Here is a 26257-nt window from a genome sequence, read left to right on the forward strand (position 1 = left end):
CCGATGGATACGGGCATTAGTGTACTGTCGGATAACCGCTGTTGATGACCGTCATGACTGTAAACCAGCCAAAAACAAACAGGGTTGCTCCGGCAAACAGAAAACCGAGTATATTTTTATTTCTTACAGAACGCAGAACTCCCCAAACAGCAAAAAGTGTGACAAGGCCAAAAATCACCATCAGTAACATTATGCAGCCCCCTTTGTCATTGAAACCTGCAATTCTTTCCAGTTTTATTTTAACCGTTTTCATTGTGTTTGTCGATAGAGTTTCCTTATTGATTGTTTGAATCTTTTTTGAAAAACCTTCATAATAGAGCAGAAAGGAAAGAGGTGGATCATGTGAAGTGGAGACGTATGCCTGTAGGGCCTATTCAGGCCAATGCTTATTTTTTAATCAGTGAGGATCAGTCATGTCTGATTTTTGATCCGGGAGGCGAAGGGGATAAAATCAACCGATACATAAAAGAAAAAGGCCTTAAGCCATTGGCGATTTTACTTACCCATGCCCATTTTGACCATATCGGAGCGCTTGATGATGTAAGAGACAAATGGAACATTCCTGTCTACCTTCATCAAAAGGAAAAGGAATGGCTGACGGATTCTTCATTAAACGGATCTGGACTTTTAAGAGGAATCGAAGTCACTGCAAAGCCTGCTGATCATTTAATAGACGGTGACGGTGAGCTGAATATCGGACCTTTTCATTTGGAAACGCTTTTTACACCGGGGCATTCGCCGGGAAGTGTTTCTTACTACGTGAGAGATGCCGATCTGGTCATCTCAGGAGATGTTTTATTCCAAGGTGGCATCGGACGAACCGATTTGCATGGCGGTGACCAAGAAACCCTTCTTACGTCCATTCATGAAAAGTTACTTACGCTCCCAGAACACACATTGGTATTAAGCGGCCACGGACCGGAAACAGATGTGCAGACGGAGCAGGACCAAAATCCGTTTTTAAATGGATTTTCATTATAAAAAAGAGACAAGCCGTTTTGGTTTGTCTCTTTTTGCATGTTAATGCCCTCCGCCGCCGGGAACCATGATAAAGATCGAGTAGTATGTAAATCCGGCAAAGAAAATTGTTAAGTAAGCGCCAAAAATATAAATATACATGCGTTCTGTTAAATTCAAATACGATAAAAACACGAAAAGTACAGTTTGCCCAAAAAATAAAAGAGATGCGTCCTTCATGTCCCCCAAATAAAACATCACTGCGAAAATTCCCGTCCAAAATCCTAACACCCGGAACATGCGATTCATTTTTTTATCCCCTCCCGAGAGTCTATCTGATTGTTATTATAATGGATCGCAAGCTCAAATGTAAACATTTTCATTATTATAATTAAGATGGAATAAATTCCTTTGATTGCGTTTTCTATTATATGTTCCTCTTTTCAAAAGAATCCTGAAAAAATATGTAGAAAATGTGTTTAATAAAAAAAAGATCGGGGTACATATTCTACAAAGAGATGGTTATAATCGGAGGAGGAACTACACATGGAAGAATTAACATTTTATTCGTACCCAAGCTGCACGTCTTGCAGAAAAACAAAACATTGGCTAAAAGCTCATCAGATTGATTTCAACGAACGTCACCTATTCAGAGAAACACCGACAATGGAAGAGTTAAAGTACATTTTGTCCCTTACGACAGAAGGCATTGACGAGATTCTGGCAACGAGAAGCCAAACTTTTAAAGAGTTGAACTTAAATATTGAAGAGATGACAGTCAATGAAGTGCTGGACCTGTTAATCGAAAAACCAAAGCTTTTGCGCCGCCCTATCCTTGTTGACAACAGAAAACTTGTTATCGGCTATAATCCGGGAGAACTTTTAAAACTGACTAAAAAGAAAACGGTTCATCAATCCGTATCATGATGAAAAAACGAAGATCCGCTGAGTGAATTGTTCAGCTTATCTTCGTTTTTTCAGGTTGTGAAACTGGGCTAGCTGGGTTCGAACCAACGATCACGGAGTCAAAGTCCATTGCCTTACCACTTGGCTATAGCCCATCGAGTTGGTATGAATAGTATGTGCAAAGAAACGCACCGTATACATAATGGACTAAAAAAGTTGTGTTCCTGATTTTTGCGGAATCAGTTTTCAGAGAAGGAAATAGATGGACCAATTACAGGAGGTACCCAATGGAAAAGATCAATGTGGCCCTATATCAATATTTAACAGAGCATGCAAGCGAAATGACATATCAATGGCTGCAGAAGAGGGCGCCAAAAGACACCTTGCATTATGCTGCTGACAGAGAGTCGGAAACTGAATTGAAAGAAAGGGAGCAGCATGAGGCATTAATTTCTATTGTTGCAAAAGCTCTTACAGGAAAAGAGGAAGCGGGAGAGGAGCTTAATAACTGGGCGCTTCAGTTTGCCAGAGATCGCGCGGTTCATGAAGTGCCTGTGTTTGAAAGTGTCGGCCAGTTTAAGATTTTCAGGGGAATCGTGTGGAGCAGGGTACAGGCGTTTAGCGAGATTTGTTCCCAAGAGATTGCAAATCAGGATGTGTTTGATTGGAGTGAAAGGCTGAATCACACAATTGATGAGATTATAGAAGTGTTTACAGAAGAATATCATCAGGTTACGATCATTCAGCTAAACGCGCAAAAAGAGATGATTAATGAATTAAGCGCTCCGATTATGCCGATTTCAGATGGGATCGGCATACTCCCGCTTGTCGGTGAAATTGATACTTATCGGGCGAGAACGATTTTAGAATCCGTTCTAGAGCAATGTTCAGCATTGCGTCTGTCTTATTTATTTTTGGATATTTCAGGTGTGCCTATCGTTGATACAATGGTGGCTTATCAAATTTTTAAAGTCATTGACAGCACTAAGCTTCTCGGCATTGAGACCATCATATCTGGCATCAGGCCTGAAATAGCTCAAACAGTTGTTAAACTCGGGATTGACTTTTCAAACGTGAAAACAGAAAGAAGTCTCGTGAAAGCTTTATCCAAAAGAGGCTTTAAAATTCATGAATCTTGAGCACTCTCATTGGGGGTGTTTTTTTTATGAGCGAAGAGAGGGGAGAGAAAGACTGAACAGCAGTATGCTATTCAGCCTTTTTAACTTCTATAAATAAAATATGGTGGCTGTCAATGTCTTTCACTTTAAAGGCATAACCGTCATATTCGATGACACTTTCAGGTGCAGCATCAATATCCTGGGTGAGAAACCAGCCGCCGATTGTATCCACTTCTTCATCTGATAAATCGGTTCCCAGCAGATCATTTACTTGGCTGACTAATACTTTTGCGTTCAGCATATAATGATTTTTGTCCAATTCGCGAATATGAGGGATTTCATCCGCGTCAAATTCGTCACGGATTTCTCCCACGATTTCCTCAACAATATCTTCAACGGTCACCAATCCCGATGTACCGCCATATTCATCTATCAGTATTGCCATATGAGTGCGTTCTTTTTGCATTTTGATTAATAATTGATAAATGGGAATGGTTTCGATCACATGTATGACTGGCTGGATAAATGGGTCCAACTGTTCTTTTGTAAATGAAAACCGCTCTGATAAAAGAGAGAACAGCACTTCTTTTATATTCATCACACCGATTACATGGTCCTTGTCTTCTTTTACTACAGGGTAGCGTGTGTATTTGGTTTGCTTGATAATTTCCTGAAGGCTTTCTACAGACTCGTCATCTATTGGCAAACTAACCATTTCATTTCTTGGCACCATTATTTCTTTGGCCATACGCTTATCAAATGTGAAAATATTGTTCATGTACTTTAACTCGCTTTTTTTAATCTCTCCGCTTTTATAGCTTTCAGCCAACAGAACTCTTAGCTCTTCTTCTGTATAAGCCAATTCAGTTTCCGAGGCCGGCTTTAAACCGAACATGCCGGTAATCAATCGGGCTGATTGATTGAGCACCCAGATAAACGGAAACATGATTTTATAAAACCAAATCATTGGTTTTGCAAACATAAGGGTAATGCTCTCTGCTTTCTGAATGGCGAAGCTTTTCGGTGCCAATTCTCCAATGACGACATTCAGATAAGTGACTAATAAAAATGCAATCACAAGTGACAGGAAATGTGTCAAAGACTCATGGAGCCCCAATTTCAAGAAGAGGGGATGAAGCAACGTTTGAACTGTCGGTTCTCCGAGCCACCCAAGCCCCAAAGCTGTCACTGTAATTCCTAATTGGCAGGCAGACAAATATTCATCAAGATGCGTGATGACATGTTTTGCTGCTTTTGCGCCTTTTATTTCTTTTGCGACATATTGGTCAATCCTGGAGCGTCTTACTTTTACAATAGAAAATTCTATGGCAACAAAAAATGCGGTTACCATGATTAAAACGGCTACTGCTATCAATTTAGTATATTCCAATGGACTGCCTTCACAAAGGAAGGCGTACACCTCCCTTTTCCGATCATCTTCTAACATTCAATACCACCGCGTTATGTTCATAAAACATATAGAGAAACCTCTTATGAAGTTTAAGATGTATGACTTTTGGCAAATAAAGAGTTAAATAAGAATTTGGAGGACAAAGTGATGAAGATTCATTCGGGAGAGGATTGGTTTTGGTACCAATTAGGCCCTCAGGAAAAAAAGCAAGGGAAGGAACTGATTCATTTCTCTCATTGGCCGCAATGTGAAAAGTGGTTCGAAAATGAACATCACATCAATTTCTTGCGAGTAGATACAAATGAGCTCGATAATGAAGCGGTGTACGGTTCTTTCATTTACGACCAAGGGCTTGAACAAGAAAAAGACCATACAGTTTTTCATTTTTATATCACCAGACAATATTTTTTCACGATAAACTTTGATTTCTCAGTTCTTGAAGGGATCAAAAAAGAACATGTGATTCAGCAAATGAAAAGAACAGACAATGCGTTTGAAGGATTTTTCATTTTGCTTGGAGAATTGATGAATGCGTATTTAATCGGCTTAGATGAGTTTGAGGTAAAACTGAGAAAATTGAAGTGGCAAATATATGCGGACAACAGCAAAAGCATTGTAAATCGCGTTCACAAGCTACGGCACGAACTGATGATTTGGAAAGGCCAGATACTGAGTGTGAAGAAAATTGAAATGGCTTTAAAAGAAGCCTTTATGCCGAAAAATGACCAGAAAAAAGATTATCAAAGAACGCATCATAAAATAGACAGAGGTTTTACATATGTCAGCGAATTCGAGGGGGAACTTAGCAATCTCATGCATTCAGAAGAAGTCATCACCTCTCAAAGAGGAAATGAGATCGTTAAGGCACTGACTATTTTTACGACTCTCTTTACGCCAATGACCGCTCTCGGCGCGCTTTGGGGGATGAACTTTGAGGTAATGCCTGAACTGAATTTGAAGTATGGCTATGTTTTTTCTATCATCTTAATTCTGATTTCTACGTTATTGATCTATGTTTACTTAAGGAAGAAAGGCTGGACAGGAGATATGCTGAAAGATCGGGAGAAGAAATACTTTCGGAAGAAGCAATCCCGTAAGTGAAGTTGAAGGACGGAACACCCCTAGCATTGACTTTCTATCCGAGTGAAATGGGACGAAACTTCGCCATGTGGCAGACATTGCAAATGTTGGTTGGAAATAACGTACAAAAGAAAACAGCTTATTCGGGGTGCGGGGGCCAAAAGATTGGACGCCAAACTCCCTTGCAAAGATATTATTGAGATTTACGGGCAGGTCTTCTGTGAAGGTCTGCCCTTTTTTTGTTCACTGATATTTAAAATAGGATTATGAATGACAATCCAGCTTCTTGAAAGGAAAATTATCCTGTTTTACCTGCCCAAAATCCTTATTTAAGCCTGTTTGTATTGAGAAAAATCAATTTTGCACTTTTGAAGATATCTATTCGTTTACATACAATTCAATGTGAAAGGAGGGAAATTTCATTGGATACGATAGAAAAAACTAGCAGGACATTAATTGAAGAGGCATATTCCGTGAAGGCCTCGGATATTCACATTGTACCAAGGGAGCAAGATGCTTTGATCCATTTTCGGATTGACCATGCGTTGCTGAAGAAGCGGACAATGAAAAAGGAAGAGTGCGTTCGGCTCATTTCCCATTTTAAATTTCTGTCAGCCATGGATATAGGAGAAAGGCGGAAGCCGCAAAGTGGATCACTTTCTTTAAAGCTTAAAAAAGGGATGATGAAAGCCTCGTGATCAGAGTTTTGCCTCAGCATAATATTCCTGCGATCGAAAGACTGTCCCTGTTCCCAAAGACAGGCGCCGCGCTGCTATCCTTTTTAAAGCATTCCCACGGCCTCATTATTTTTACCGGTCCGACTGGCTCAGGGAAATCTACCACCCTATATTCGCTGGTTCAATATGCAAAAAAGCATTTCAACCGAAATATTATCACTCTCGAAGATCCTGTGGAAACTAGAGATCAGGATGTCTTGCAGGTACAGGTGAATGAAAAAGCCGGCATTACGTACTCAGCGGGCCTAAAGGCGATCTTGCGCCATGATCCAGACATGATTGTTTTGGGGGAAATCAGGGATGCTGAAACAGCAAAAATTGCCGTGCGGGCTGCTATGACAGGCCATTTGGTATTAACAAGCCTGCACACAAGAGATGCCAAGGGCGCCATTTACAGACTGCTTGAATTCGGAGTGAATATGAACGAAATAGAGCAAACAGCGATTGCGATAGCAGCCCAGCGATTAGTCGACTTAGCCTGTCCATTTTGTGAAAACGGCTGTTCCTCTGTTTATTGCCGGCTTACACGTGATGTAAGGCGAGCGACCATTTATGAGCTTCTTTACGGGAAAAATCTTCAGCAATGTATACAAGAAGCTAGAGGAGAACGGGCCAATTATCAGTACCGAACCTTACGGCAGATTATCAGAAAAGGAATCGCGCTTGGCTATCTAACGACGAATAATTACGACCGGTGGGTTTATCATGAAGAGGATTAAAAAAAGCTGGCCGATAAACGATCAAGCTAATTTGCTAAACAGACTCGGTGACATGACAGAAAACGGATACAATCTTCTGGATGGATTGCGGTTAATGGAACTGCAAATGAATAAGCGTCAGCGTACGGAAATGTCTGCTGCTGTAAATCGTTTACGAGAGGGTGAGCCATTCTATCAGGTCTTGCGGGCTTTGGCTTTCCACAAGGAAGCCGTCAGCATTTGTTATTTAGCAGAAATGCATGGCGAATTGTCCGTTGCTATGAGGCAAAGCGGAGGGCTGTTGGAAAGGAAATTAACACAGGCCAATCAGCTGAAAAAAGTCATCCGTTATCCGATTTTCTTGATCTTCACTGTCTTTGTGATGTTTTATATCCTGCAAGCTGTCATCCTCCCGCAATTTTCAGGAGTTTATCAGTCCATGAATATGGAAACCTCACGCACAACCGCTGTTATATTCGCTTTTTTTCAGCATGTTCATTATGCAGTGATTGGTTTTGTCTTGCTTGCTCTCGGAGCGGCGCTCTATTACTGGTTTGGATTTAAGAAGAAGTCCCCGGCAGACAAAATGCTCTTTTTTGTACGAATACCCATACTCGGAAGACTTGTCATTTTATTTAACAGCTACTTTTTTTCTTTGCAGCTCAGCAGCCTATTAAAGTCTGGACTGTCTATTTACGACAGCCTTAAGGCCTTTAAAGAGCAATCGTTCCTCCCTTTTTACCGTCAGGAGGCAGAACAAATCATTAACAAATTAAGGGCTGGAGAGTCCATAGATAGAACTCTGTATAAACACCCATGCTATGAAAATGACTTTTGTGAAGTGGTGCTGCACGGCCAATTAAGCAGGCAGCTGCATCGTGAACTATTCACCTACAGCCAGTTTTTAATGGAGCGGCTGGAGCGAAAGGTTGAAAAATGGACGGGAATCCTTCAGCCCGTCATCTACGGTATTGTTGCCGGAATGATTTTAATTGTGTATTTGTCGATGCTTTTGCCTATGTATCAGATGATGAATCAATTGTAGAAGAGGTGTTTTGTTTGAATAATGAAAAGGGGTTTACGCTGATCGAAATGCTGATTGTCCTATTCATCATTTCCATTTTGCTCTTGATTACCATTCCGAACGTAACAAAGCACAATCAAAGCATTCAGAAAAAGGGCTGTGAAGGTCTGCAAAATATGGTGAAGACACAGGTAACAGCATTCGAACTCGATCATGACGGGAAAACGCCGAGTCTTGGTGATCTTCAGTCTGAGGGGTATGTGAAAAAGAATGTAACATGCCCGAACGGCAAACAAATTATTGTCACTGGCGGAGAAGTGAAGGTTGAAAATTAATTTAGGCGGTGAGAAAGGGTTTACTCTTTTAGAAAGCTTGCTCGTTTTATGTCTGGCATCCGTTATGCTGATTTGTGTTTTTACAGTCATACCTCCTGTATATAAAAATACAACCGCCCGCCAAACTGTTGCCAGGCTTGAAAGTGACATTCTCCTCGCTCAGCAGACTGCAATTTCTAAGCATGAGCGGGTGCGTATCGTGTTTTTGTCCAAGGAACATAAGTACCAGATCATTATGGGGGATCGTGTCGTTGAACGAACCTATGAGGATTGGATTTTCATTGAATGTGCAACATTGGCGGACCGTCTTGATTTTAATGAAAAAGGAAATCCGAATTTGGGCGGAAAAATCAGGCTGAAAACAGATCGCCTCACGTATGAAATGACTGTCTACTTAGGGAGCGGAAAAATCAATGTGGAAAGAAAATAAAGGCTTCTCAACAATTGAAACAGTCTCGGCTTTAAGCACTTGGGTATTGATTACAGTGATGATTCTTCCTTTGTGGGCCAGACTGATATCAGATGAAAAAGAGACAGCCATTCAGGAAACCGGTTATCAGCTTCTTCACGAAAGCATCAGTACATACATGCTTTCTGGAGAGTACGGAAAATCAGAGACAATAAAAAGGCTGGACCAAACCTATAAAGTCACGTGGGAGGAGGATGGCGACAATCAAAAAGTATGTATGGAAGCGGTCAGCCCGAAGGACGAGCCCTTTTGTCTCAGCATTCTTCGGACAGACTGGTTACACCCTTCTTAACGTTTTATTTTCACTGTCAGTTTATCTGCTCATATCAGGCTCTTTAGCCATGATCTTTTATCAGTTTTTATCCCGTCAACTGGAGGGGGAGGGAGTCAAGCAGGAGGAATGGGTCATTTCCGTTGAGCAAATGATGAATGAATGTAAGCAGGCTGAGAGTGTGCAGCTGACTGATAAGGGCGGCGGTGTGCTGTGCAAGAATGGTTCAGGCCGAGAGATTCTTTTTGAAAAATATCATAAAATGATCAGGAAAAGAGTGGACGGTAAAGGGCATGTCCCGATTCTTCAGCATATTAACACATTGAAAGCTGATATAAAAAACGGCATGCTGATCTTGAGCGTAACAAGCGAAGACCATAAAGAGTACAAAACCTCTTTTCCTATTTATACATCATTGAAAGGAGGATAAATGTCACGGTCGAAAGGCTTTATTTATCCTGCTGTACTTTTTGCAGCAGCTGTTATTTTGCTCGTTGTCGGTTATACATCGTCAGAATATATCACCCATAAAACATTTGAAAAGGAAACCAAAGAATTTTACATCAGGGAAAATTTACTGCAAAATGGCGCGCTTCTATCCATTCGTCATATGCTTGAGGCCCGTCAAGGACAAAAAGGCTCACGGCAATTTGAGTATGGGCTGGTGTCTTATCATATTCAAAGCACATCAAAAAAAGAGCAAAAAGAGATCAATGTAAAATCTGTCACGAATTCAGGCACGGAAATGACCGCCCGGTTCATATTTGATTTGAAGCAAAAAAAAGTTATTCATTGGGAAGAATAAAAGGGAAGAAACGTATAAAAAGCAGCGGCTGAGACAACACTTCATAATAAAGGCGTATGAGGTGGTCACTTGAAAACAAATGATTATGTAAAATACATGACCGAACAATTCGTAAAATATATGGATACACCAAAGGTTGAACGAAAAGAATTAAAAGAGGTTCGAAAAGAAAGAAAAGTACCGGCAACCCAGCATTGGTTTGGGATATTGCCTTATGGCGTAAAACTTTGGCTGAAACGCAAAAAATAATTGAGCATTTTCAACGAAAAAAGGTCCTGCCGTATAACGGAGGGCCTTATTGATATTCTTCAACTATTACGATTTTATTGACCTTTTTGCTCTGTGGTTCGAATGAAATGGTGACAAATACTCCGAATTCTTTCGCCCCTTCTCTCAATGTCAGATGGTATTGTTTGACGGCTTCATCTTTTCTTTTTCGGTCCCATACCTTTTGTTTAAACAACACTTGTGCGAGAGGATATCTTTTTTTTGCTTCCTTCACAGCCAACTCCTCCCACTTCGGTGTTTGATGGGAAGAAAGTGCCGTCTCTTCCGCGTGAGCTGCCGCGGTTGTAAAACTAAAAAAAGAAAGGCAAATTAAGCATTGCTTTATCATGGAAATCCACCCCTTTACTTCTTATTATTCCCAATTAATTTTCAGTTATGCTCATCATTTTCTCATATGTTATTTAGAAAAAATTTCAAAAAGGTGAGTAATTTGAAGGAAAACACTGAATTTTAAGGAAAACATTCTTTTAAACGAACAAAATGAACGATTTTGGCATTTTTAATTATTATAATCCTTGATTATACTCTATTTGTGCGGTTCTTTAAAGAGAACGATCGTCAAGTTACAGTGTTTCACAGGAGGTTATCTATGCTTCGATTGTCTCGTACTCAAAAATGGGCGAAACCGAGACGGAAAGTCCTGCTGCTTTTTCAGCTTTCGTTGATTTTCAGCCTGTCAGCATCGATATGCTTACAGTTTACCGGTGATACCAGCTCCGCTTTTCATGATGTGAAAAATGTCAGTTTTTCTGTTAAAACGTGTGAGGATTTTCAATATACAGATGAAAACTGCCGCTATGATGAACGTTGGGATAAGAGTGATTTGCACTTGAAAAACCAAACCGAGACAAAAGGGAGCGTTTGTTCGCCGCTTATTCTTTTCGCAGAATTTGAAAACAGAGGAAATGAACTTACGACATCCCGATGGAAATGGGAGCTTCATAAAATAGCAGATGCAAATAAGCCTTTGCGAGACGGTAACGTCATTGAAAGAGGCAGTATCACAGATAAGGCAAGTGATTCTCTTTATAAGATTGAATCCAAACGTGCGATGAAACCGGGTGTTTATGCGTTTAAGGTATACAAACCCGATGGTTATCCCGCGGAGGATGAAAAGTTCGAGTGGTCGGAGCCAATGACTGTAGCCAAATGTACAGAAAAACCGACTGCAGCACCGGCGAAAACAGAGATTCAGAAGTCTGATGAAAAACAAAACGAAAGCAAAACAGGTGAACCAGTTGAGAAAGAAAGCGGGGAAGATGATGAAAAAGCCGATGAAACTGATCAGTAATATTCTTTACGTCATAATTTTCACGTTAATTATTGTGTTAACACTGATTGTGATTTCAACACGATCATCTGGCGGAGAGCCGGCGGTGTTTGGCTACACGTTGAAATCAGTGCTCTCGGGTTCAATGGAACCGGAATTTAAGACGGGATCTTTAATTTTGGTAAAAGAAATGACAGATGTGAAAGCTCTCCAAAAAAATGATGTCATTACTTTTATGCAGGATGAAGAGACAGCTGTCACTCACAGAATTGTCAACATTACAAAACAAGGCGGGCACTTATTATTTGAAACAAAAGGTGACAATAACGCGGCTTCTGATTCATCGCTTGTATCGGAACAAAATGTATTGGCGAAGTATACCGGCTTTAACCTGCCTTATGCGGGGTATGTCATTCATTTTGCCAGCCAGCCGATTGGCACGGCGGTCTTGTTAATCGTTCCCGGGATTATGCTCTTGATTTACTCATTTATGACAATCAGCAGCGCGATCCGCGACATTGAGAGAAAGACAAAAGCTTTGGAGACAGATGCGAAGGACCGCACAATGTCCACTTAATATCGGTTGCAACCTGGCGACAGGTTTCGATAAACAAAATTAATTGATAAGGGGAGTTTACACATGGGTATGAAAAAGAAATTGAGTTTAGGAGTTGCCTCAGCTGCGCTTGGGCTTGCATTAGTCGGAGGCGGAACATGGGCGGCGTTCAACGATATTAAAACAACGGAAGCCATTTTTGCGTCTGGAACACTTGATCTGTCAGCAAAAGAAAATTCCGCAAATGTCAGCTTGTCCAATCTAAAACCGGGTGATAAATTAACGAAAGATTTCGAATTCAGAAATAACGGCACATTGGCGATTAAAGAAGTGCTGATGGCGCTAAATTACAGCGGTTTTAATACAGCAAAAGGAGACAATGATTCTCCGGAAGATTTTCTCAGCCAATTCCAAATCACCTTGCTGACAGTCGGGAAAGAGGGCGGCAATGGCTATCCGAAAAATATTATTCTCAAAGCAGCCAACTTAAAAGATTTATACTTAATGTCTGCTAAGCAGGACAAAGCAGCTGCTGAAAAAATCGGACAGCTGATTGACTCAAAGTTCTTAAGTGAAAGCGGTAAAATTAACGTTGCGACGATTAACGGAAAAACAGCTCCGGAATATGACGGGGTTCCAAAAACACCGGTCGACTACGACCAAGTGCAAATGGTGATTGAATTTAAAAATGACAATGCGAAAGATGCAAACGGACAAATGGTCCAAAACAAATATCAAGGCAACTCGATTCAGCTTAATTTCTCTTTTGAAGCCACTCAGTGGAACGGGCTGACGATTAAAAAAGACCACACAGATAAAGACGGATACATTAAAGAAAATGAAAAAGCACACAGTGAGGACAAATAAGAAAAATGAAGCGCAGCCTGAGCTAAGCGCAGGTGCGTTGCAGAAGTGTTGAAGCGTGGGCGGTCCTGGCCGCCCGACAGAGATACAGCATGTCTTAGAAGACTGTTGTATCTTTTTTTGGTTTCAGATGATGCTGCCCGCACTTTTTATAGTAAGGTAAAAGAGGAGTATGCGCACCCCAATGGCGGCACTACTCCTCTTTTTGCGCTTTTCTCCATTTTTGATAATCTAAAAATTCACGAAATTGTTTTTTTGAAACCCCGGATGTCATAGCATCGCGAACTAATTTCTCCCATTCACTATCTAATTGACCATCGTATTCGGTTTCATGTTTTTCATCAAGTAGTGTATGAACCGAGACGTCCAGAACAGCGGAGACTTTTTCGAGAAATTGAATGGAGGGGTTTGTTTGTAAATTTCGTTCTATTGAGCTTAAATAAGACTTCGCTACCCCAGCTTTTTCAGCTAGTTCTGATAGTGAGTAGCCTTTTTCTTTTCGGTATTGTTTAATACGCTGGCCAATCAATGTCATCACCTTCCTTGTGATATTATAGCACATTCAGAAAGGATTTATGGTATGACTTCTGGTGGCTGGGACAGGACGAGCAGACTTTTTATGCAAATTTAAATATTTGCGTATCTCCTCCGGGTTGATATTTGCTTCTCTGGCTCTTTTCATTAATTCAACCCATTCTTGATCTAATTCTAAAAACTCTCTTTTTGCATTTTTCATGCATTTTCTCCTCCTAAAATACTTGTTTATGTATTTCAGCCAGTCCGGCCATGACCATAACTGATATGCCATTACATCTCTCTGGAAGTTTTTTTTCGTCATGTGAAGCGCCAGAATTATTTTCCAGTATACTTTTATTATAATATAACTTTTCCAAAAAAAACGAGAACGATGTCGAATGTCAAAAAGTTAGCTTGGAATATTATTTTGCAGAAAAAATAATCCTCCGTTTTCGATGTGCACTAGTATTTTAGGCTTATACAAGGTTTGTAATGCCTGTTTTTCCAAATGATATTCTTCAGGCTTTTCTTCAGTATCTTCGTAAAATTGATCAAGCAATTGTAAATCATTTTTCCACCTTTTGACGGATGCTTCTGCCCAATCGGAAGGTTCTTGTAAAGCTGCTTGCGTAATATAGTGCTCCATGCGTTTAAGCCCGCTTTCCGGTTTAATCATAGGCGACATTGTAAAACAATAATCAGATATTTGTGAAGCAAGCGAATGCGTTGTAAGCTTGCGCTGAAAATCTTCAACCATTTTTCCAGAGACGAGATGAAGACCGAGTGACAATAGCTTATCCTTTTTCATGTCGGACTGGTATGAAATCATCACATTTAAGCCAAGCCAAGGCTGGAGCGGGATTTTGACTCCGGCTGATTCAATTTTCTCATACATTCTGATAAATCTCCCATTTTGTTTAACTGCCTTAAAGATTTCAAAGAGACGCGGTGCGCCGAAATAAATAAACTCTCCGTCAAGGTCTTCGGGAGCGGCATCCTTATCGGTTATAAAGGTGATTTTCATCGGGTTTGGTTCGCCGCCTGTTTTTTCACGCCAGTGCCAGTAAAAAGGCCTATTCATAATCTGTTTGTCCATCTCAACTGTCAGCTGCACGGTCATATGGCCCGGTCCCTGATCGATGATAGGGCAGCTGTTTGCTTGAAAGAAACGAAGTAAAAATTGGTGAACCTCTTGCTGTTTCACTTGTAAAACCTCCTTACAGGCTATGATCCTCTTTTTTCAGCCGGCTGCTGTCTGTACGAGAGAAAGGACGTCAAATTTTCCATTTTGATCTTGATTTCTTCATCTGTTGCCGAATGAAACAAAATATCATGCAGATGCTCTTCGAAATTGTCCACTTGAATTTTAGTTAAAATATCATCAAGTTCACCGACTACCTTTTCAAACAAATGAATTTTTTCATAAAGCAGCTTTAAAATATGCTCTTCAACCGTATGCTTTGTCGCCATATTGTAAATATGCACGTCACGCTCCTGCCCAAGCCGGTGTATTCTGCCGATTCTCTGCTCAAGCCGCATCGGATTCCAAGGCAGATCATAGTTAATGATATTGTTGCAAAATTGCAGGTTGATCCCTTCGCCGCCGGCTTCTGTAGCAATCAGCACTTGAACTTTCCCGCGGAAAAGATCCTTCATCCAATCTTTTTTCCCGCGTTTAAATCCGCCCCGAAACGGCACAGAACTGATTCCATTTTGCTGGAGAAACCATTGCAGGTAAATTTGTGTCGCCCGGTATTCCGTAAAAATGATGACCTTATCATCTATTTTTTTTATGAGGTCCACAACCTGAATCGCTTTTGAATTTTGCGTCACTTCATTAATGCGGTCCATTAGAACCGAAATTGTATCTTCACTGATGGCGGGCGCTTGTTTTTCTCTTTGATCAAGCATTTTTTTGAGCGTCATGTAGACGGCTTCCCTGCTTGAACAGCACTCCCGTTGCAGGGTCATTATAGAAAACATGCTGGCCGCCTGCTGCTTGTCTTCCTTCAGCCGTGTGATCTCATCATATAGCGCCTGCTCTGTCGGAGAGAACGTAATCGGCACCGTTTCCACATAGCGCTTTGTCCAAGTCAGTCCGGTGTCATGCCGTCTGTTGCGGATCATGACTTTATTGACCAGGTTCTTTAAATGGTCATGAGCGTCGATGCCTGAATTCTTTTTCGAAAAAGCGTCATGAAAATGGCTTTCGTTACCTAAATGGCCCGGTTTTAATAAAGACACCAAATTGAAAATTTCTTCAATGCGGTTCTGGATGGGTGTCGCTGTCAAAAGCAGACAATATTTTTTAACGAGATTCCGAACGAATTCATAGTTTTTCGTTTTGCTGTTTTTCAGTTTGTGTGCTTCGTCAATAATAACGAGATCATATGGAATAGAAAGCACAATTTCACGATGGGGCGAGCGCTTAGCCGTATCGATGGAGGAAACGACGATGTCGCATTGCTCCCAGACGTAGCTCTTTTTCTGTTCAACTGCAGGGATTAAAAATTTTTCTTGCAGCTCTTTCACCCATTGTGATACAAGTGAAGCCGGCACCAAAATAAGAATTTTTTTGGCCAGACCGCGAATCATATATTCTTTTAAAATCAGACCCGCTTCCACTGTTTTTCCCAGGCCGACTTCATCTGCTAAAATGGCTTTGCCATTCATTTTTTCGACGACCTTTTGCGCCACTTCCAGCTGGTGGGGAAGCGGAGTAAAGGAAGGAAGGTATAAAGGGGCCCGCAAGCCTTCGAACTCAGGAATTGCAAGTTTTTCCTGGATTTCTGCTGACAGCTTGTAAAGCTCCCAGTTTGACCAAGGCCCGTCTGCTTTGAGACGTTCTGAGAATTCCTCAGGCCATTGTGCATCATAATGTATTTCTGGATCCATCTGTATGTCAACCGCCTTTCTGCTGGCTCATGATTCTCTTTTATAAAAATACATACCAGTGTTACCCATTATTTTTTATTGCCCAATATGTATGGTGAGTGTTAGGATATGGGTAAGAGTTTTACCTTAAGATATTGTTTTAGTATGTCCATAAAAATTGGTAAATATGAGCGAATGACAGCAAGGGGAGAGACCTGACCGTAAACTTGGGATTCAGGCGCCGAAGGAGCAAACTGCGGAGTGAATCTCTCAGGCAAAAGAACTCTTGCTCGACGCAACTCTGGAGAGTGTTTGTGTACACATGCAAACCACCAAAGGGGACGTCTTTGCCTAAATCGCAAAGTAAACTTTCAGGTGCCAGGACAGAGAACCTTCATTTTCGAATGAGGTGTTTCTCTGTCCTTTTTTATATGGTTTTTAGCCGCACCCATTATGGTCAAATGAGAAGAGGGGGAAGTGTATGTTGAAAAGAACACCTTTATATGATGTGTATAAAGAATACGGCGGGAAGACGATTGATTTCGGGGGATGGGAGCTGCCTGTTCAATTTTCTTCTATCAAAAAAGAGCATGAGGCTGTCCGGACAAAAGCGGGACTGTTTGATGTATCCCACATGGGAGAAGTAGAATTGACCGGAAAAGACAGTCTGTCCTTTTTGCAAAAGCTGATGACAAATGACGTGTCAAAGCTTGAGCCGGGCTGCGCGCAATATACGGCAATGTGCTATCCCGATGGCGGGACGGTTGATGATCTGCTCATCTATCAAAAAGCAGACAGCCATTATCTCCTTGTCATCAATGCTTCAAATATAGAAAAAGATACCAATTGGCTGAAGGAACACGCAGAAGGTGATGTACATATCGAAAACCTTTCAGATCAGCTGTCTCTTTTGGCTGTGCAAGGGCCTGAAGCAGAAGCTGTTATGAAAAAGCTGACTGCATGTGATGTATCAGCTCTTAAGCCTTTTACATTTCTAAACGAAGCTGAAATAGGCGGGCGCAAAGCGCTTATTTCGAGAACCGGATATACCGGAGAAGACGGCTTTGAGTTGTATTGCAGGAATGAAGATGCGGTGAGCTTGTGGAAACAAATCATAGAGGCCGGAGAGGATCAAGGACTGATTCCGTGCGGACTGGGCGCGCGCGATACACTCAGATTTGAGGCGAAGCTGCCATTGTACGGGCAGGAGCTTACTAAGGATATTACACCGATCGAAGCGGGAATCGGTTTTGCTGTAAAACATAAAAAGGATTCTGATTTTTACGGAAAATCAGTATTGAGCGAACAAAAAGAAAATGGCGCGGATCGAAAGCTTGTCGGTTTGGAAATGATCGAAAAGGGCATCCCGAGACACGGATACGCTGTCATGCAAAACGGAACACCAGTCGGAACAGTTACAACCGGCACACAGTCGCCGACTCTGAAAAAAAATGTCGGCCTTGCGCTGATGAAACGGGAAGCCAGTGAGATTGGGAGTATTGTGGAAGTGGAGATTCGGAATAAACTCGTAAAAGCACAAGTGGTCAAAACCCCATTTTATAAACGAAAAAAATAAGCACTCGGAAAGGAGCAATGATATGAAGCATCGTTATTTGCCCGCGACAGAACAGGATAAAAAAGAAATGCTGGCCGCCATTGGCGTGAGCAGTACAGATGAGCTGTTTGCTGACATTCCGGACAGCGTGAGATATAAACAGGACTATCAGATTAAACAAGCTAAATCGGAAACAGAGCTAACGAAAGAGCTCACGAAGCTCGCCGCTAAAAACCGTGATGCCGGAACCTATGCATCTTTTTTGGGAGCAGGCGTTTATGATCATTATCAGCCTGTGATAGTGGATCATGTTATTTCAAGATCTGAATTCTATACCGCATATACCCCTTATCAGCCGGAGATTTCTCAAGGGGAGCTTCAAGCGATCTTCGAATTCCAGACGATGATTTGCGAATTGACCGGCATGGATATCAGCAATTCCTCCATGTATGACGGCGGGACCGCTTTAGCTGAAGCAGCCATGCTCGCTTCCGGGCATACGAAAAAGAAAAAAATCGTCGTTTCCGCCTCGGTTCATCCGGAGTCGAGAGAAGTGCTGAAAACATACGCGAAAGGCCAGTATATTGAAGTGGTGGAAGTCCCTGCGGTAAATGGCGTGACAGATCTTGACGCCTTAAATGAAGCTGTTTGTGATGAAACGGCTGCCGTTGTCGTCCAGTATCCGAATTTTTTCGGAAGAATAGAGCCTTTAAAAGAGATAGAACCGATTGCCCATAAAGGCAACAGCATGTTTATTGTATCATCCAATCCGCTTGCTCTCGGACTTCTGACTCCTCCAGGCGCGTTTTTTGCTGATATTGTGGTCGGGGATGCGCAGCCGTTTGGCATACCGGCGGCTTATGGAGGTCCGCACTGCGGTTTCTTTGCGGTCACTAAAAAATTAATGAGAAAGATGCCGGGCCGTCTTGTCGGCCAAACTGAGGATGAAAACGGAAAAAGAGGATTCGTCCTCACCCTTCAAGCGAGGGAACAGCACATTCGCCGCGATAAAGCGACATCAAATATTTGTTCGAATCAAGCATTAAACGCGCTTGCAGCTTCTGTGGCGATGACGGCATTGGGAAAAGGCGGTGTAAAAGAAATCGCCCGCCAGAACATCCAAAAAGCGAATTACGCAAAGCAACAGGCCAAACGAGCCGGCCTTTCCGTCGTGTTTGACGGGCCGATATTCAACGAATTTGTCGTCAAGCTTGAAGATCCCGTTAAAGCTGTGAATAAACGCTTGCTTGATAAGGGGATCATCGGCGGCTATGATTTAGGCCTTTCATATCCGGAGCTTACACATCATATGCTGATCGCAGTGACTGAGCTGAGAACGAAAGAAGAAATTGATGCACTTGTTGCGGAATTGGGGGATCGCCATGAATAACAAAGACCAGGCGCTTATTTTTGAGCTTTCAAGAGATGGCCGGATCGGCTACAGTCTTCCGGAACTCGATGTGCCGGAAGCAGATATGGATACTCTGCTGTCAGACGGCTATATCAGGAAAGAGGAACCCAACCTTCCCGAAGTTTCCGAGCTCGATATCATGCGCCATTATACAGCGCTTTCCAGACGTAATCACGGAGTGGACTCCGGTTTTTATCCGCTCGGTTCCTGTACGATGAAGTACAATCCGAAAATAAATGAAAAAATCGCCCGCATTCCCGGTTTCGCTGCCATCCATCCTCTTCAGGATGAAGATACCGTGCAGGGTGCACTTGAGCTTTTATATGATTTAAGTGAGCATCTGGAAGAAATTACAGGAATGGATGCCGTCACTCTTCAGCCTGCTGCAGGGGCTCACGGAGAATGGACCGGATTGATGATGATCCGCGCGTATCATGAAGCGCGCGGGGATAAGCAGCGGACAAAGGTTATCATTCCTGATTCCGCCCACGGAACAAATCCTGCTTCTGCGACAGTGGCGGGGTTTGAAACCATAACTGTAAAATCTAATGAAAACGGGCTGGTAGACTTAGAAGATCTGAAAAGAGCGGTGAATGAAGAAACGGCTGCACTGATGCTGACCAATCCCAACACTCTCGGTTTGTTTGAGGAGCAAATCGTGGAAATGGCGGAAATTGTCCATCAAGCCGGAGGAAAGCTTTATTATGACGGTGCGAATTTAAATGCCGTTTTAAGCAAGGCCAGACCTGGAGACATGGGATTTGATGTTGTCCATCTCAATTTGCACAAAACCTTTACAGGCCCGCATGGCGGAGGAGGTCCCGGATCAGGGCCGGTCGGTGTCAAAAAAGAGCTGATTCCTTATTTGCCAAAGCCGGTTTTGATTAAAAAAGACGGGCGCTTCACCTTTGATGCTGACCGTCCGTTTAGCATCGGAAGGGTTAAGCCTTACTATGGAAATTTCGGCATCAATGTCAGAGCGTATACATATATCCGCTCCATGGGTCCTGACGGTTTAGAGGCCGTGACGGAGAACGCTGTGCTAAATGCAAATTATATGATGAGAAAGCTCGCGCCTTATTACGACCTGCCGTTTGACCGCCATTGTAAACATGAATTTGTTTTGTCTGGCAAACGCCAGAAAAAGCTGGGCGTCCGGACGCTTGACATTGCCAAACGTTTGCTGGACTTCGGCTATCATCCGCCGACAATCTATTTTCCCTTAAATGTCGAGGAATGCATCATGATCGAACCGACTGAGACGGAGTCAAAAGAAACGCTTGACGCTTTTATCGAGGCGATGATCCACATTGCCCAAGAAGCGGAAGAACATCCGGAAGTTGTTCAAGAGGCGCCGCACACAACGGTTGTGAAAAGAATGGACGAAACGAAGGCTGCCAGAAAGCCAGTTCTTCGGTACGAACATAAAACGGGCATAGGCGTTTAAAAACTTGCTGCCCAACAAAAAAAAGCTGTCCGTTTAGCGGACAGCTTTTTCTTTATTAGTTCTTTGATTTAATTTTTCCGCCCCATTTTTTAAAGCCGCCTTTTAAATTGTAAATTTCCTTGCAGCCGTTTTTGCGGAGTGTTTGAGCAGCACGCCCGCTGCGGACATTGTTTTGGCAGTAAAGATAGACGGGCTTGTCCGGACGGATTTCACTTTTTCTTTGCTTCAGCTGGGAAAGTGGAATATTTCTGGCGCCTAAAATATGGCCGCCTTCAAATTCATTCGGCTCACGGACATCAATCAGCTGCGCTTTTCGATAACCGGCACGGAACTCTTCCTCGGTAAGTGTTTTCATAATACGCTGCTGATAAATATAAGAAATCACCATATAGACGATAAACGCAGCAAAAATAATCAGAACAATCATGTTAGACAATGCGATTCTACTCCTTTAGCTTATAAAATCAAAACCATCTTATGTAAAGAGGGCGTAACAGAACGTTTTCGACAAATACTATTATAGTAAAGCACGGGGGGATTGTCATCCTTAATGAAACGAAATATTTTTCATTTTCACAGCGGTTTGATAAACTGATTCTATCAAAACGGTAAAGAAGGGTTTAGAGATGGAAAAAGAAACTTGGCGTTTTATTGATTCAGGGAATGCAAGTCCGGCCTTTAATATGGCGCTTGATGAAGCGCTTTTATATTGGCACAGCGAAAAAAAAATTCCTCCGGTGATTCGTTTTTACGGCTGGAATCCGGCGACGCTTTCTGTCGGCTATTTTCAAAATATTAAAAAGGAAATTAATTTTGAAGCGGTACATAAATATAACCTTGGGTTTGTCAGACGACCGACCGGCGGCAGAGGGGTGCTGCATGATAAGGAATTGACATACAGCGTCATCGTGTCAGAAGATCATCCTGAAATGCCGGCAACAGTAACTGAGGCCTATCGGGTGATTTCAGAAGGAATTCTCCAAGGTTTCAGAAATCTAGGGCTTGATGCGTACTTTGCCATTCCGAGAACGGAAAAAGAAAAAGAAAGCTTAAAAAATCCGCGTTCATCCGTCTGCTTTGACGCGCCGTCTTGGTATGAGCTTGTCGTTGAGGGACGTAAGGTGGCCGGCAGCGCGCAAACAAGGCAAAAAGGAGTCATTCTTCAGCACGGCTCCATTTTGCTTGATCTGGATGAAGATAAGCTGTTTGATCTGTTTTTGTATCCGAATGACAGGGTCAGAGAGCGGATGCAGCGGAATTTTAAAAATAAAGCAGTGGCGATTAATGAATTAGCGTCAAATCCAGTGACAATGGATGACGCACGTAAAGCCTTTAAGGCCGGATTTGAAACGGGCCTTGATATTCATCTGGAGCCGTATGAGCTGTCTGAAAAAGAGCTTGAGTTTGTCAAAGAATTGGCGGAAACGAAATATGCATCAGATCAGTGGAACTACAAGCGGTAAAAAGACACTTGAATAAGCCCGGGCATCCTTGTTTTTTCAAGTTCATTAGTGTAAACTTGTAATGATTTATTAAGCTAAGGTGCTTTTTGGGAGGGTTTTGATGACAACACCAAGTATGGAAGATTATATTGAACAGATCTATATGCTGATTGAAGAAAAAGGATATGCAAGAGTTTCTGATATCGCGGAAGCATTGGCAGTCCACCCCTCCTCTGTAACGAAAATGGTTCAAAAACTAGATAAAGACGAGTATTTAATTTATGAAAAATATCGAGGTCTCGTGTTAACGTCTAAAGGGAAAAAAATAGGCAAACGGCTAGTATACAGACATGAATTGCTTGAGCAATTTTTAAGAATCATTGGTGTTGATGAAGAGAAAATATATAACGATGTTGAAGGCATTGAACATCATTTAAGCTGGAACAGCATTGATCGTATCGGCGACCTTGTTCAATATTTTGAAGAAGATGATGTCCGTAAAAAAGAACTGAAATCCGTACAAAAGAAAACAGAGAATCATAATCAGTAAAAGGGCGGTCCCGCTAAGGGGCTGCCTTTTTTATGTGGGCGCCTCAATCCATTCTTTGGTCTATTTTTTCAAGATTCTTCTTAAAATAGTAATAGACCTTGGGATGGAGGGAGAGGGCAGAGATGTACATTGACGGCGTGTTTTCAGGCGGGGGAATAAAAGGTGTAGCGCTGGCCGGTGCTTATGAAGCGCTTGAGGAAAAAGGCTTTCGATTTGAAAGGCTTGCCGGTACAAGCGCTGGCGCCATTATTGCTGCTTTCATCGCTTCCGGTTATACAAGTAAGGAAATTAATGCTCTGATTAATGAGGTAGACGGAGAGCAATTATTAGATCAAAGGTATTCATTTTTGCCTTTAAAAATGCTGCAATGGGTGTCAATCTATTGGCGGCTTGGTTTATATAAAGGAGATACGTTAGAAAAATGGATTGCAGATCAGCTGAGAGCGAAAGGCATCAGAGTGTTCGGGGATCTGAAGAAAGGCTCGCTGCGTTTGATCGCATCTGATTTGACAAACGGAACAATGATTGTGCTTCCAGATGACCTTGGCCGCTACGGCCTAAACCCAGAGCTGTTTCCGGTTGCAAGGGCAGTGCGAATGAGCTGCAGCATCCCATATTTTTTTGAACCGATTAAATTAAAATGCGACAGCGGCACAAGCACTGTCGTTGACGGAGGCGTTTTAAGCAATTTTCCCATCTGGCTGTTTTCCAAAGAGCGAAAGCGTCCTGTCATTGGGGTTACGCTCGCGCCCCATGAAAAGGAACGGCCGAAAAAATCAATCCGGAACGCCTTTGAGCTGTTCGGCGCTTTGTTTGAAACAATGAAAGACGCACATGATGCAAGGCATATTGCCACCCGGTATGAACAAAATATCATTTTTCTCCCGGTTGATCATGTAATGGCGACGGATTTCCATTTGACCCCACAAAAAAAACTAGCCCTGATTGAGCTAGGAAAAAGTCGGACAGAGCTGTTTTTAAAGCAGTGGACCTATTAAAAAAGGGCTCTGTTTTTCTTTTTATTTTTTTTCCCTTCTATGACGGTGAGCTGAGTCTGGCTTTTTTTCTTGAGAATCATCGGCTTTGGTTTGCTGTCGCTTGGAACACTTCGTAAATGGCTCACTCGGTTCTTATGGCCTGCGCGATGTTTTGCTTTTTGGTCCTTAAATCGGCGCCGCGATTGTTTGGCCGCTTTTTTGAAGGAAGCTCCTTCTCGTCCCGCACTTCGATTCATTACATATCGGACAATAAAATAAATAATGATACCCGCAAGGATGACGGTGATCGCCATTTTTACCATTTCTCCGGGATTGGTTACCAAAGCATAGAGGAAACCAAAAGCGCCCAGCGCAATGATTACAGCAATAATAGGTTGTACACGATGATTCATAACTGTCCACCTCCGAAAATAATAGCAGGGTAACGGATTTAAATGACTACGTGAGAAAGCTGCTGGTTTTCAGCAGAGATCTCTTCCATTCTAAGAAGCTCGTTGAAGCTTTCTATCGCAACTTCGACCTGGTCATCCTTAGGTTCTTTCGTGGTTAAAAGCTGAAGCCAAAGGCCGGGATAACCGAGAACCTTCAGTCCGGGAATATGCCGTACTTTGTTAGTCAGCTGCAGTACTTCAAAGGATATGCCCAGTACGACGGGAATTAGCGCCACTCGGTCTAAAATACGCACCCAAAGCGGATCTGTCGGAACAAGTAAGTATACAAACATGCCGACAATAATTGTAAATAAGATAAAGCTTGAGCCGCAGCGATAATGGAGCCGGGACTGTTTCTGGACATTTTCAACTGTAATTGGCAAATTCTGTTCATAACAGTTTATGACCTTATGTTCTGCTCCATGATATTGAAAAACTCTTTTAATCAGCGGCGTCATGGACAAAAAGTAAATGTAGCTTAGCAGCAGAATGAGTTTAAACAGGCTTTCAACTGCAATCTGCGCTGTGTCCGATGAAAATACCGGCCTGGTCAGTTCAGCCAAGAATACAGGAACCAATGTAAATACAAATTTGCTAAACAAGAACGATAAGACACCGATTGCCGCCATGCTGAAAAACATAGACAATCCTGAACCCTTTTTTTCTTCTTTCCCGAGTGTTTCATCATCAGCAGGGTCAAGCTCATAGCGTTCACTTGAAAAATTCAAATGTTTCGTTCCGTTTGCGCTGGCTTCGATAATAGCCAAGATGCCTCTTAAAAAAGGAATCTTTTTAAACGCAGCGAGCTTTGTATCGGCTTTTCTGGGAAGCTTAAAAAAATCAATGCTTCCGTCATTTCTTCTGATGGCTGTTACGTAATTTCGTTTTCCGCCAAACATCACGCCTTCTACAACTGCCTGCCCTCCATATGCGGGGGGATTCTTTTGTTGTGACATATCATCAACCTGCCTATTTCTTTAGGATTACTAACCATTTCCTTTCACTCTATTGTACAGGAAACAGCTGTAAACCTCTAGATTGACAAGCTTAAAATTTGTCATAGCGAAAAGCTAATTCTACAGACAGTATACCCAAAATCAGACGATTTACTCTTTCATTTTAAAATGTGTAAGCTTTTTTAATTGACATTTTATTTTTGGGGCACACTGTAAGTGGAGGTGCCGTTATGACGAAAACAGAACATCATGAAGAAGCAGAGCAAAATCAGCAGGACCTTCCTGTTTCCATCACCGGGCGGATTATCGGAACAGGTTTTACAGGCGGAATTTTATGGAGTTTAGTCGGTTATCTTTTTTATCTGTTTCATTTTTCGGAAATCAGTCCCAATATGCTGCTGCAGCCGTTTGTGCTTGGGGAATGGAAGAAGCAGGCTTTAGGCACATGGATCAGCATTATTTTGATTGGCGTGATATCAATCGGCGCGGCGTTTCTTTATTTTGTTTGCTTTAAACGTTTTAAAACGATGTGGCCTGGTTTAATTTATGGGGCGCTTTTGTGGCTGCTTGTTTTTTTCGTTTTTAATCCGATTTTTCCCGATGTCCGCGGTGTAACCGAGCTGAAGTCGGATACGGTGGTGACTACGTTTTGTCTGTATTTGCTTTACGGCATGTTTGTCGGATATTCTATTTCGTTTGAGTACAATGAACTGAATTCCGATAAGCTGTCGCGTGCGCTCGGCTCACCGAGAGAATAGTGTATAATCCCTTTCCGGTATGGTAAAATGTTCACGAGAAGTGAACATTTTCATCGATTTTAGAACATAACGGAAGGAGAGGTACATGTGGCTCATTATTTAATATTGAACGGGCCGAATGTGAATCGGCTGGGAAAACGCGAGCCGGCTGTATTCGGAAATGACACATTAACGGATTTGGAGACGGGTCTGTTTCAATTTGCTGAAGCTGTTCAGATTCAGCTTACGTTTTTTCAATCGAATCATGAAGGTGATTTGATTGATGCCATTCACGAAGCAGAAGGCCAATATGACGGTATAGTGCTGAATCCGGGTGCTCTCAGCCATTACAGCTACGCGATCAGAGATGCTGTTTCGAGCATCAGCCTTCCTGTTATTGAGGTGCACTTATCTAATTTATACGCCAGAGAGGAATTCAGACATCAATCAGTTATCGCTCCTGCAGTGAAAGGACGGATTATCGGCCTTGGATTTGAAGGCTATAAGCTTGCCGTTCGTTATCTATTGAATCAGCAAGGGGGAGAATGAGA

General features: G+C 42.2%; 32 protein-coding genes, 1 tRNA gene, 2 pseudogenes and 1 riboswitch. Of the genes and pseudogenes, 23 read left to right on the top strand and 12 right to left on the bottom strand.

Going from position 1 to position 26257, the window contains the following annotated elements; genetic code table 11:
• Nucleotides 1-16: 16 nt before the first annotated feature.
• Nucleotides 17-190, bottom strand: coding sequence for a DUF2759 domain-containing protein (locus GXP75_RS12870; RefSeq protein WP_003325419.1), 174 nt, complete (start codon nt 188-190; stop codon nt 17-19).
• 152 nt (nt 191-342) lie between these two features.
• Between GXP75_RS12870 and GXP75_RS12875 the strand changes: the two genes are divergently transcribed.
• Nucleotides 343-981: an MBL fold metallo-hydrolase gene (locus GXP75_RS12875; RefSeq protein ID WP_242556965.1), complete on the top strand. Its 639-nt coding sequence runs from the start codon at nt 343-345 to the stop codon at nt 979-981.
• A 39-nt stretch (nt 982-1020) separates the two neighbouring features.
• Here the strand turns inward: GXP75_RS12875 and GXP75_RS12880 are convergent, their stop codons facing one another.
• Entirely contained in the window at nt 1021-1266 is a 246-nt protein-coding gene (locus tag GXP75_RS12880) for a DUF2626 domain-containing protein (RefSeq protein WP_003325421.1), read from the bottom strand.
• Between the two features lie 237 nt (nt 1267-1503).
• Between GXP75_RS12880 and GXP75_RS12885 the strand changes: the two genes are divergently transcribed.
• A complete protein-coding gene (locus GXP75_RS12885; RefSeq protein ID WP_003325422.1) occupies nt 1504-1884 on the top strand; it encodes a Spx/MgsR family RNA polymerase-binding regulatory protein in 381 nt (126 codons plus the stop codon).
• 63 nt (nt 1885-1947) lie between these two features.
• On the opposite strand, the gene GXP75_RS12890 is transcribed toward GXP75_RS12885, so the two are convergent.
• A tRNA-Gln gene (locus tag GXP75_RS12890) sits at nt 1948-2018 on the bottom strand.
• A gap of 132 nt (nt 2019-2150) precedes the next feature.
• Here GXP75_RS12890 and GXP75_RS12895 point away from each other — a divergent pair.
• Nucleotides 2151-3002 carry an STAS domain-containing protein gene (locus tag GXP75_RS12895; protein ID WP_242556966.1) on the top strand — a complete coding sequence of 284 codons (852 nt, stop codon included), beginning with the start codon at nt 2151-2153 and terminating at the stop codon, nt 3000-3002.
• 67 nt (nt 3003-3069) lie between these two features.
• On the opposite strand, the pseudogene GXP75_RS12900 reads toward GXP75_RS12895, so the two are convergent.
• Nucleotides 3070-4418, bottom strand: a pseudogene (locus GXP75_RS12900) (hemolysin family protein).
• Nucleotides 4419-4539: 121 nt separating this feature from the next.
• Between GXP75_RS12900 and GXP75_RS12905 the strand changes: the two are divergent.
• The 9 genes and pseudogenes from GXP75_RS12905 (at nt 4540) to GXP75_RS12945 (ending at nt 10060) form a co-directional block, all read left to right on the top strand.
• On the top strand, nt 4540-5493 hold the full coding sequence (locus tag GXP75_RS12905; protein ID WP_061572822.1) for a magnesium transporter CorA family protein: 954 nt from the start codon (nt 4540-4542) through the stop codon (nt 5491-5493).
• 401 nt (nt 5494-5894) lie between these two features.
• Nucleotides 5895-6928 (top strand): annotated as a pseudogene (gene comGA / locus GXP75_RS12910) (competence type IV pilus ATPase ComGA).
• The gene (gene comGB / locus GXP75_RS12915) at nt 6915-7952 is read left to right on the top strand and encodes a competence type IV pilus assembly protein ComGB (protein ID WP_277990740.1); all 1038 of its coding nucleotides are present in this window, start codon (nt 6915-6917) and stop codon (nt 7950-7952) included. The pseudogene comGA and the gene comGB overlap by 14 nt, the downstream one beginning before the upstream one ends.
• A gap of 14 nt (nt 7953-7966) precedes the next feature.
• The gene (comGC, locus tag GXP75_RS12920; protein WP_277990741.1) at nt 7967-8266 is read left to right on the top strand and encodes a competence type IV pilus major pilin ComGC; all 300 of its coding nucleotides are present in this window, start codon (nt 7967-7969) and stop codon (nt 8264-8266) included.
• Nucleotides 8256-8696: a competence type IV pilus minor pilin ComGD gene (gene comGD, locus GXP75_RS12925; RefSeq protein WP_106044148.1), complete on the top strand. Its 441-nt coding sequence runs from the start codon at nt 8256-8258 to the stop codon at nt 8694-8696. Before comGC ends, comGD begins: the two co-directional genes overlap by 11 nt.
• Complete coding sequence (comGE, locus tag GXP75_RS12930) at nt 8680-9027, top strand: competence type IV pilus minor pilin ComGE (protein ID WP_242556968.1); 348 nt, start codon at nt 8680-8682, stop codon at nt 9025-9027. Before comGD ends, comGE begins: the two co-directional genes overlap by 17 nt.
• On the top strand, nt 8930-9436 hold the full coding sequence (comGF, locus tag GXP75_RS12935) for a competence type IV pilus minor pilin ComGF (RefSeq protein WP_459539049.1): 507 nt from the start codon (nt 8930-8932) through the stop codon (nt 9434-9436). The genes comGE and comGF overlap by 98 nt, the downstream gene beginning before the upstream one ends.
• Entirely contained in the window at nt 9437-9811 is a 375-nt protein-coding gene (gene comGG, locus GXP75_RS12940) for a competence type IV pilus minor pilin ComGG (protein WP_242556969.1), read from the top strand. It abuts the gene before it with no gap.
• A 69-nt stretch (nt 9812-9880) separates the two neighbouring features.
• Nucleotides 9881-10060, top strand: a complete 180-nt coding sequence (locus tag GXP75_RS12945; protein ID WP_061572829.1) for a YqzE family protein — start codon at nt 9881-9883, stop codon at nt 10058-10060.
• 46 nt (nt 10061-10106) lie between these two features.
• Here the strand turns inward: GXP75_RS12945 and GXP75_RS12950 are convergent, their stop codons facing one another.
• On the bottom strand, nt 10107-10427 hold the full coding sequence (locus GXP75_RS12950; protein WP_242556970.1) for a DUF3889 domain-containing protein: 321 nt from the start codon (nt 10425-10427) through the stop codon (nt 10107-10109).
• 261 nt (nt 10428-10688) lie between these two features.
• Between GXP75_RS12950 and tapA the strand changes: the two genes are divergently transcribed.
• From tapA to tasA, 3 genes are all read left to right on the top strand, one after another.
• Complete coding sequence (gene tapA / locus GXP75_RS12955; RefSeq protein WP_242556971.1) at nt 10689-11390, top strand: amyloid fiber anchoring/assembly protein TapA; 702 nt, start codon at nt 10689-10691, stop codon at nt 11388-11390.
• Nucleotides 11374-11946 carry a signal peptidase I SipW gene (sipW, locus tag GXP75_RS12960; RefSeq protein ID WP_010789195.1) on the top strand — a complete coding sequence of 191 codons (573 nt, stop codon included), beginning with the start codon at nt 11374-11376 and terminating at the stop codon, nt 11944-11946. The genes tapA and sipW overlap by 17 nt, the downstream gene beginning before the upstream one ends.
• A 63-nt stretch (nt 11947-12009) precedes the next feature.
• Nucleotides 12010-12792: a biofilm matrix protein TasA gene (gene tasA / locus GXP75_RS12965; protein ID WP_242556972.1), complete on the top strand. Its 783-nt coding sequence runs from the start codon at nt 12010-12012 to the stop codon at nt 12790-12792.
• A 190-nt stretch (nt 12793-12982) separates the two neighbouring features.
• Here the strand turns inward: tasA and sinR are convergent, their stop codons facing one another.
• The 4 genes from sinR to GXP75_RS12985 form a co-directional block, all read right to left on the bottom strand.
• The gene (gene sinR, locus GXP75_RS12970) at nt 12983-13318 is read right to left on the bottom strand and encodes a transcriptional regulator SinR (protein WP_003153104.1); all 336 of its coding nucleotides are present in this window, start codon (nt 13316-13318) and stop codon (nt 12983-12985) included.
• Between the two features lie 33 nt (nt 13319-13351).
• Nucleotides 13352-13525 carry an anti-repressor SinI gene (gene sinI, locus GXP75_RS12975; protein WP_242556973.1) on the bottom strand — a complete coding sequence of 58 codons (174 nt, stop codon included), beginning with the start codon at nt 13523-13525 and terminating at the stop codon, nt 13352-13354.
• Between the two features lie 189 nt (nt 13526-13714).
• On the bottom strand, nt 13715-14509 hold the full coding sequence (locus GXP75_RS12980) for a YqhG family protein (protein WP_242556974.1): 795 nt from the start codon (nt 14507-14509) through the stop codon (nt 13715-13717).
• Between the two features lie 20 nt (nt 14510-14529).
• The gene (locus tag GXP75_RS12985; protein WP_242556975.1) at nt 14530-16200 is read right to left on the bottom strand and encodes a DEAD/DEAH box helicase; all 1671 of its coding nucleotides are present in this window, start codon (nt 16198-16200) and stop codon (nt 14530-14532) included.
• 174 nt (nt 16201-16374) lie between these two features.
• A riboswitch (glycine riboswitch) is annotated at nt 16375-16475 on the top strand.
• A 185-nt stretch (nt 16476-16660) separates the two neighbouring features.
• Here GXP75_RS12985 and gcvT point away from each other — a divergent pair.
• Genes gcvT through gcvPB form a run of 3 tightly spaced genes read left to right on the top strand, consistent with a single transcriptional unit; the run spans nt 16661 to nt 20592 of the window.
• On the top strand, nt 16661-17755 hold the full coding sequence (gene gcvT, locus GXP75_RS12990) for a glycine cleavage system aminomethyltransferase GcvT (RefSeq protein ID WP_242556976.1): 1095 nt from the start codon (nt 16661-16663) through the stop codon (nt 17753-17755).
• 22 nt (nt 17756-17777) lie between these two features.
• Nucleotides 17778-19124, top strand: a complete 1347-nt coding sequence (gene gcvPA / locus GXP75_RS12995; RefSeq protein WP_242556977.1) for an aminomethyl-transferring glycine dehydrogenase subunit GcvPA — start codon at nt 17778-17780, stop codon at nt 19122-19124.
• Entirely contained in the window at nt 19117-20592 is a 1476-nt protein-coding gene (gcvPB, locus tag GXP75_RS13000; RefSeq protein ID WP_061572837.1) for an aminomethyl-transferring glycine dehydrogenase subunit GcvPB, read from the top strand. Before gcvPA ends, gcvPB begins: the two co-directional genes overlap by 8 nt.
• Before the next feature lie 55 nt (nt 20593-20647).
• On the opposite strand, the gene GXP75_RS13005 is transcribed toward gcvPB, so the two are convergent.
• Nucleotides 20648-21028, bottom strand: coding sequence for a rhodanese-like domain-containing protein (locus tag GXP75_RS13005; protein WP_003325448.1), 381 nt, complete (start codon nt 21026-21028; stop codon nt 20648-20650).
• A 190-nt stretch (nt 21029-21218) separates the two neighbouring features.
• Here GXP75_RS13005 and GXP75_RS13010 point away from each other — a divergent pair, with 190 nt between their 5' ends.
• From GXP75_RS13010 to GXP75_RS13020, 3 genes are all read left to right on the top strand, one after another.
• Entirely contained in the window at nt 21219-22055 is an 837-nt protein-coding gene (locus GXP75_RS13010; protein WP_242556978.1) for a lipoate--protein ligase family protein, read from the top strand.
• Nucleotides 22056-22155: 100 nt separating this feature from the next.
• Nucleotides 22156-22584 (top strand): transcriptional regulator MntR, encoded by a 429-nt coding sequence (gene mntR, locus GXP75_RS13015; protein ID WP_242556979.1) that lies wholly within the window; start codon nt 22156-22158, stop codon nt 22582-22584.
• A gap of 122 nt (nt 22585-22706) precedes the next feature.
• Entirely contained in the window at nt 22707-23582 is an 876-nt protein-coding gene (locus GXP75_RS13020; protein WP_061572838.1) for a patatin-like phospholipase family protein, read from the top strand.
• Here the strand turns inward: GXP75_RS13020 and GXP75_RS13025 are convergent.
• Nucleotides 23579-23974 carry an SA1362 family protein gene (locus GXP75_RS13025; RefSeq protein ID WP_010789190.1) on the bottom strand — a complete coding sequence of 132 codons (396 nt, stop codon included), beginning with the start codon at nt 23972-23974 and terminating at the stop codon, nt 23579-23581. The two genes, GXP75_RS13020 and GXP75_RS13025, sit on opposite strands and share 4 nt — an antisense overlap.
• Nucleotides 23975-24012: 38 nt before the next feature.
• A complete protein-coding gene (locus tag GXP75_RS13030; protein WP_242556980.1) occupies nt 24013-24969 on the bottom strand; it encodes a DUF1385 domain-containing protein in 957 nt (318 codons plus the stop codon).
• A 230-nt stretch (nt 24970-25199) separates the two neighbouring features.
• On the opposite strand from GXP75_RS13030, the gene GXP75_RS13035 reads away from it, so the two are divergent.
• A complete protein-coding gene (locus tag GXP75_RS13035) occupies nt 25200-25727 on the top strand; it encodes a YqhR family membrane protein (protein WP_242556981.1) in 528 nt (175 codons plus the stop codon).
• A gap of 87 nt (nt 25728-25814) precedes the next feature.
• Nucleotides 25815-26255: a type II 3-dehydroquinate dehydratase gene (gene aroQ, locus GXP75_RS13040; RefSeq protein ID WP_003325456.1), complete on the top strand. Its 441-nt coding sequence runs from the start codon at nt 25815-25817 to the stop codon at nt 26253-26255.
• The last annotated feature ends 2 nt before the right edge of the window (nt 26256-26257 follow it).

The sequence above is a fragment of the Bacillus sp. HU-1818 genome (assembly GCF_022695965.1).
Lineage (GTDB): Bacteria > Bacillota > Bacilli > Bacillales > Bacillaceae > Bacillus > Bacillus atrophaeus.

What these genes read in the sequence shown, in the direction of transcription:
- GXP75_RS12870 (WP_003325419.1), bottom strand. Translation starts at nt 190, where the DNA reads ATGTTACTGATGGTGATTTTTGGCCTTGTCACACTTTTTGCTGTTTGG.
- GXP75_RS12880 (WP_003325421.1), bottom strand. Translation starts at nt 1,266, where the DNA reads ATGAATCGCATGTTCCGGGTGTTAGGATTTTGGACGGGAATTTTCGCA.
- GXP75_RS12885 (WP_003325422.1), top strand. Translation starts at nt 1,504, where the DNA reads ATGGAAGAATTAACATTTTATTCGTACCCAAGCTGCACGTCTTGCAGA.
- GXP75_RS12895 (WP_242556966.1), top strand. Translation starts at nt 2,151, where the DNA reads ATGGAAAAGATCAATGTGGCCCTATATCAATATTTAACAGAGCATGCA.
- GXP75_RS12905 (WP_061572822.1), top strand. Translation starts at nt 4,540, where the DNA reads ATGAAGATTCATTCGGGAGAGGATTGGTTTTGGTACCAATTAGGCCCT.
- comGB (WP_277990740.1), top strand. Translation starts at nt 6,915, where the DNA reads ATGAAGAGGATTAAAAAAAGCTGGCCGATAAACGATCAAGCTAATTTG.
- comGE (WP_242556968.1), top strand. Translation starts at nt 8,680, where the DNA reads ATGTGGAAAGAAAATAAAGGCTTCTCAACAATTGAAACAGTCTCGGCT.
- comGF (WP_459539049.1), top strand. Translation starts at nt 8,930, where the DNA reads ATGGCGACAATCAAAAAGTATGTATGGAAGCGGTCAGCCCGAAGGACG.
- comGG (WP_242556969.1), top strand. Translation starts at nt 9,437, where the DNA reads ATGTCACGGTCGAAAGGCTTTATTTATCCTGCTGTACTTTTTGCAGCA.
- GXP75_RS12950 (WP_242556970.1), bottom strand. Translation starts at nt 10,427, where the DNA reads ATGATAAAGCAATGCTTAATTTGCCTTTCTTTTTTTAGTTTTACAACC.
- tapA (WP_242556971.1), top strand. Translation starts at nt 10,689, where the DNA reads ATGCTTCGATTGTCTCGTACTCAAAAATGGGCGAAACCGAGACGGAAA.
- sipW (WP_010789195.1), top strand. Translation starts at nt 11,374, where the DNA reads ATGAAACTGATCAGTAATATTCTTTACGTCATAATTTTCACGTTAATT.
- tasA (WP_242556972.1), top strand. Translation starts at nt 12,010, where the DNA reads ATGGGTATGAAAAAGAAATTGAGTTTAGGAGTTGCCTCAGCTGCGCTT.
- sinI (WP_242556973.1), bottom strand. Translation starts at nt 13,525, where the DNA reads ATGAAAAATGCAAAAAGAGAGTTTTTAGAATTAGATCAAGAATGGGTT.
- GXP75_RS12985 (WP_242556975.1), bottom strand. Translation starts at nt 16,200, where the DNA reads ATGGATCCAGAAATACATTATGATGCACAATGGCCTGAGGAATTCTCA.
- gcvT (WP_242556976.1), top strand. Translation starts at nt 16,661, where the DNA reads ATGTTGAAAAGAACACCTTTATATGATGTGTATAAAGAATACGGCGGG.
- gcvPA (WP_242556977.1), top strand. Translation starts at nt 17,778, where the DNA reads ATGAAGCATCGTTATTTGCCCGCGACAGAACAGGATAAAAAAGAAATG.
- gcvPB (WP_061572837.1), top strand. Translation starts at nt 19,117, where the DNA reads ATGAATAACAAAGACCAGGCGCTTATTTTTGAGCTTTCAAGAGATGGC.
- GXP75_RS13010 (WP_242556978.1), top strand. Translation starts at nt 21,219, where the DNA reads ATGGAAAAAGAAACTTGGCGTTTTATTGATTCAGGGAATGCAAGTCCG.
- mntR (WP_242556979.1), top strand. Translation starts at nt 22,156, where the DNA reads ATGACAACACCAAGTATGGAAGATTATATTGAACAGATCTATATGCTG.
- GXP75_RS13020 (WP_061572838.1), top strand. Translation starts at nt 22,707, where the DNA reads ATGTACATTGACGGCGTGTTTTCAGGCGGGGGAATAAAAGGTGTAGCG.
- GXP75_RS13025 (WP_010789190.1), bottom strand. Translation starts at nt 23,974, where the DNA reads ATGAATCATCGTGTACAACCTATTATTGCTGTAATCATTGCGCTGGGC.
- GXP75_RS13030 (WP_242556980.1), bottom strand. Translation starts at nt 24,969, where the DNA reads ATGTCACAACAAAAGAATCCCCCCGCATATGGAGGGCAGGCAGTTGTA.
- GXP75_RS13035 (WP_242556981.1), top strand. Translation starts at nt 25,200, where the DNA reads ATGACGAAAACAGAACATCATGAAGAAGCAGAGCAAAATCAGCAGGAC.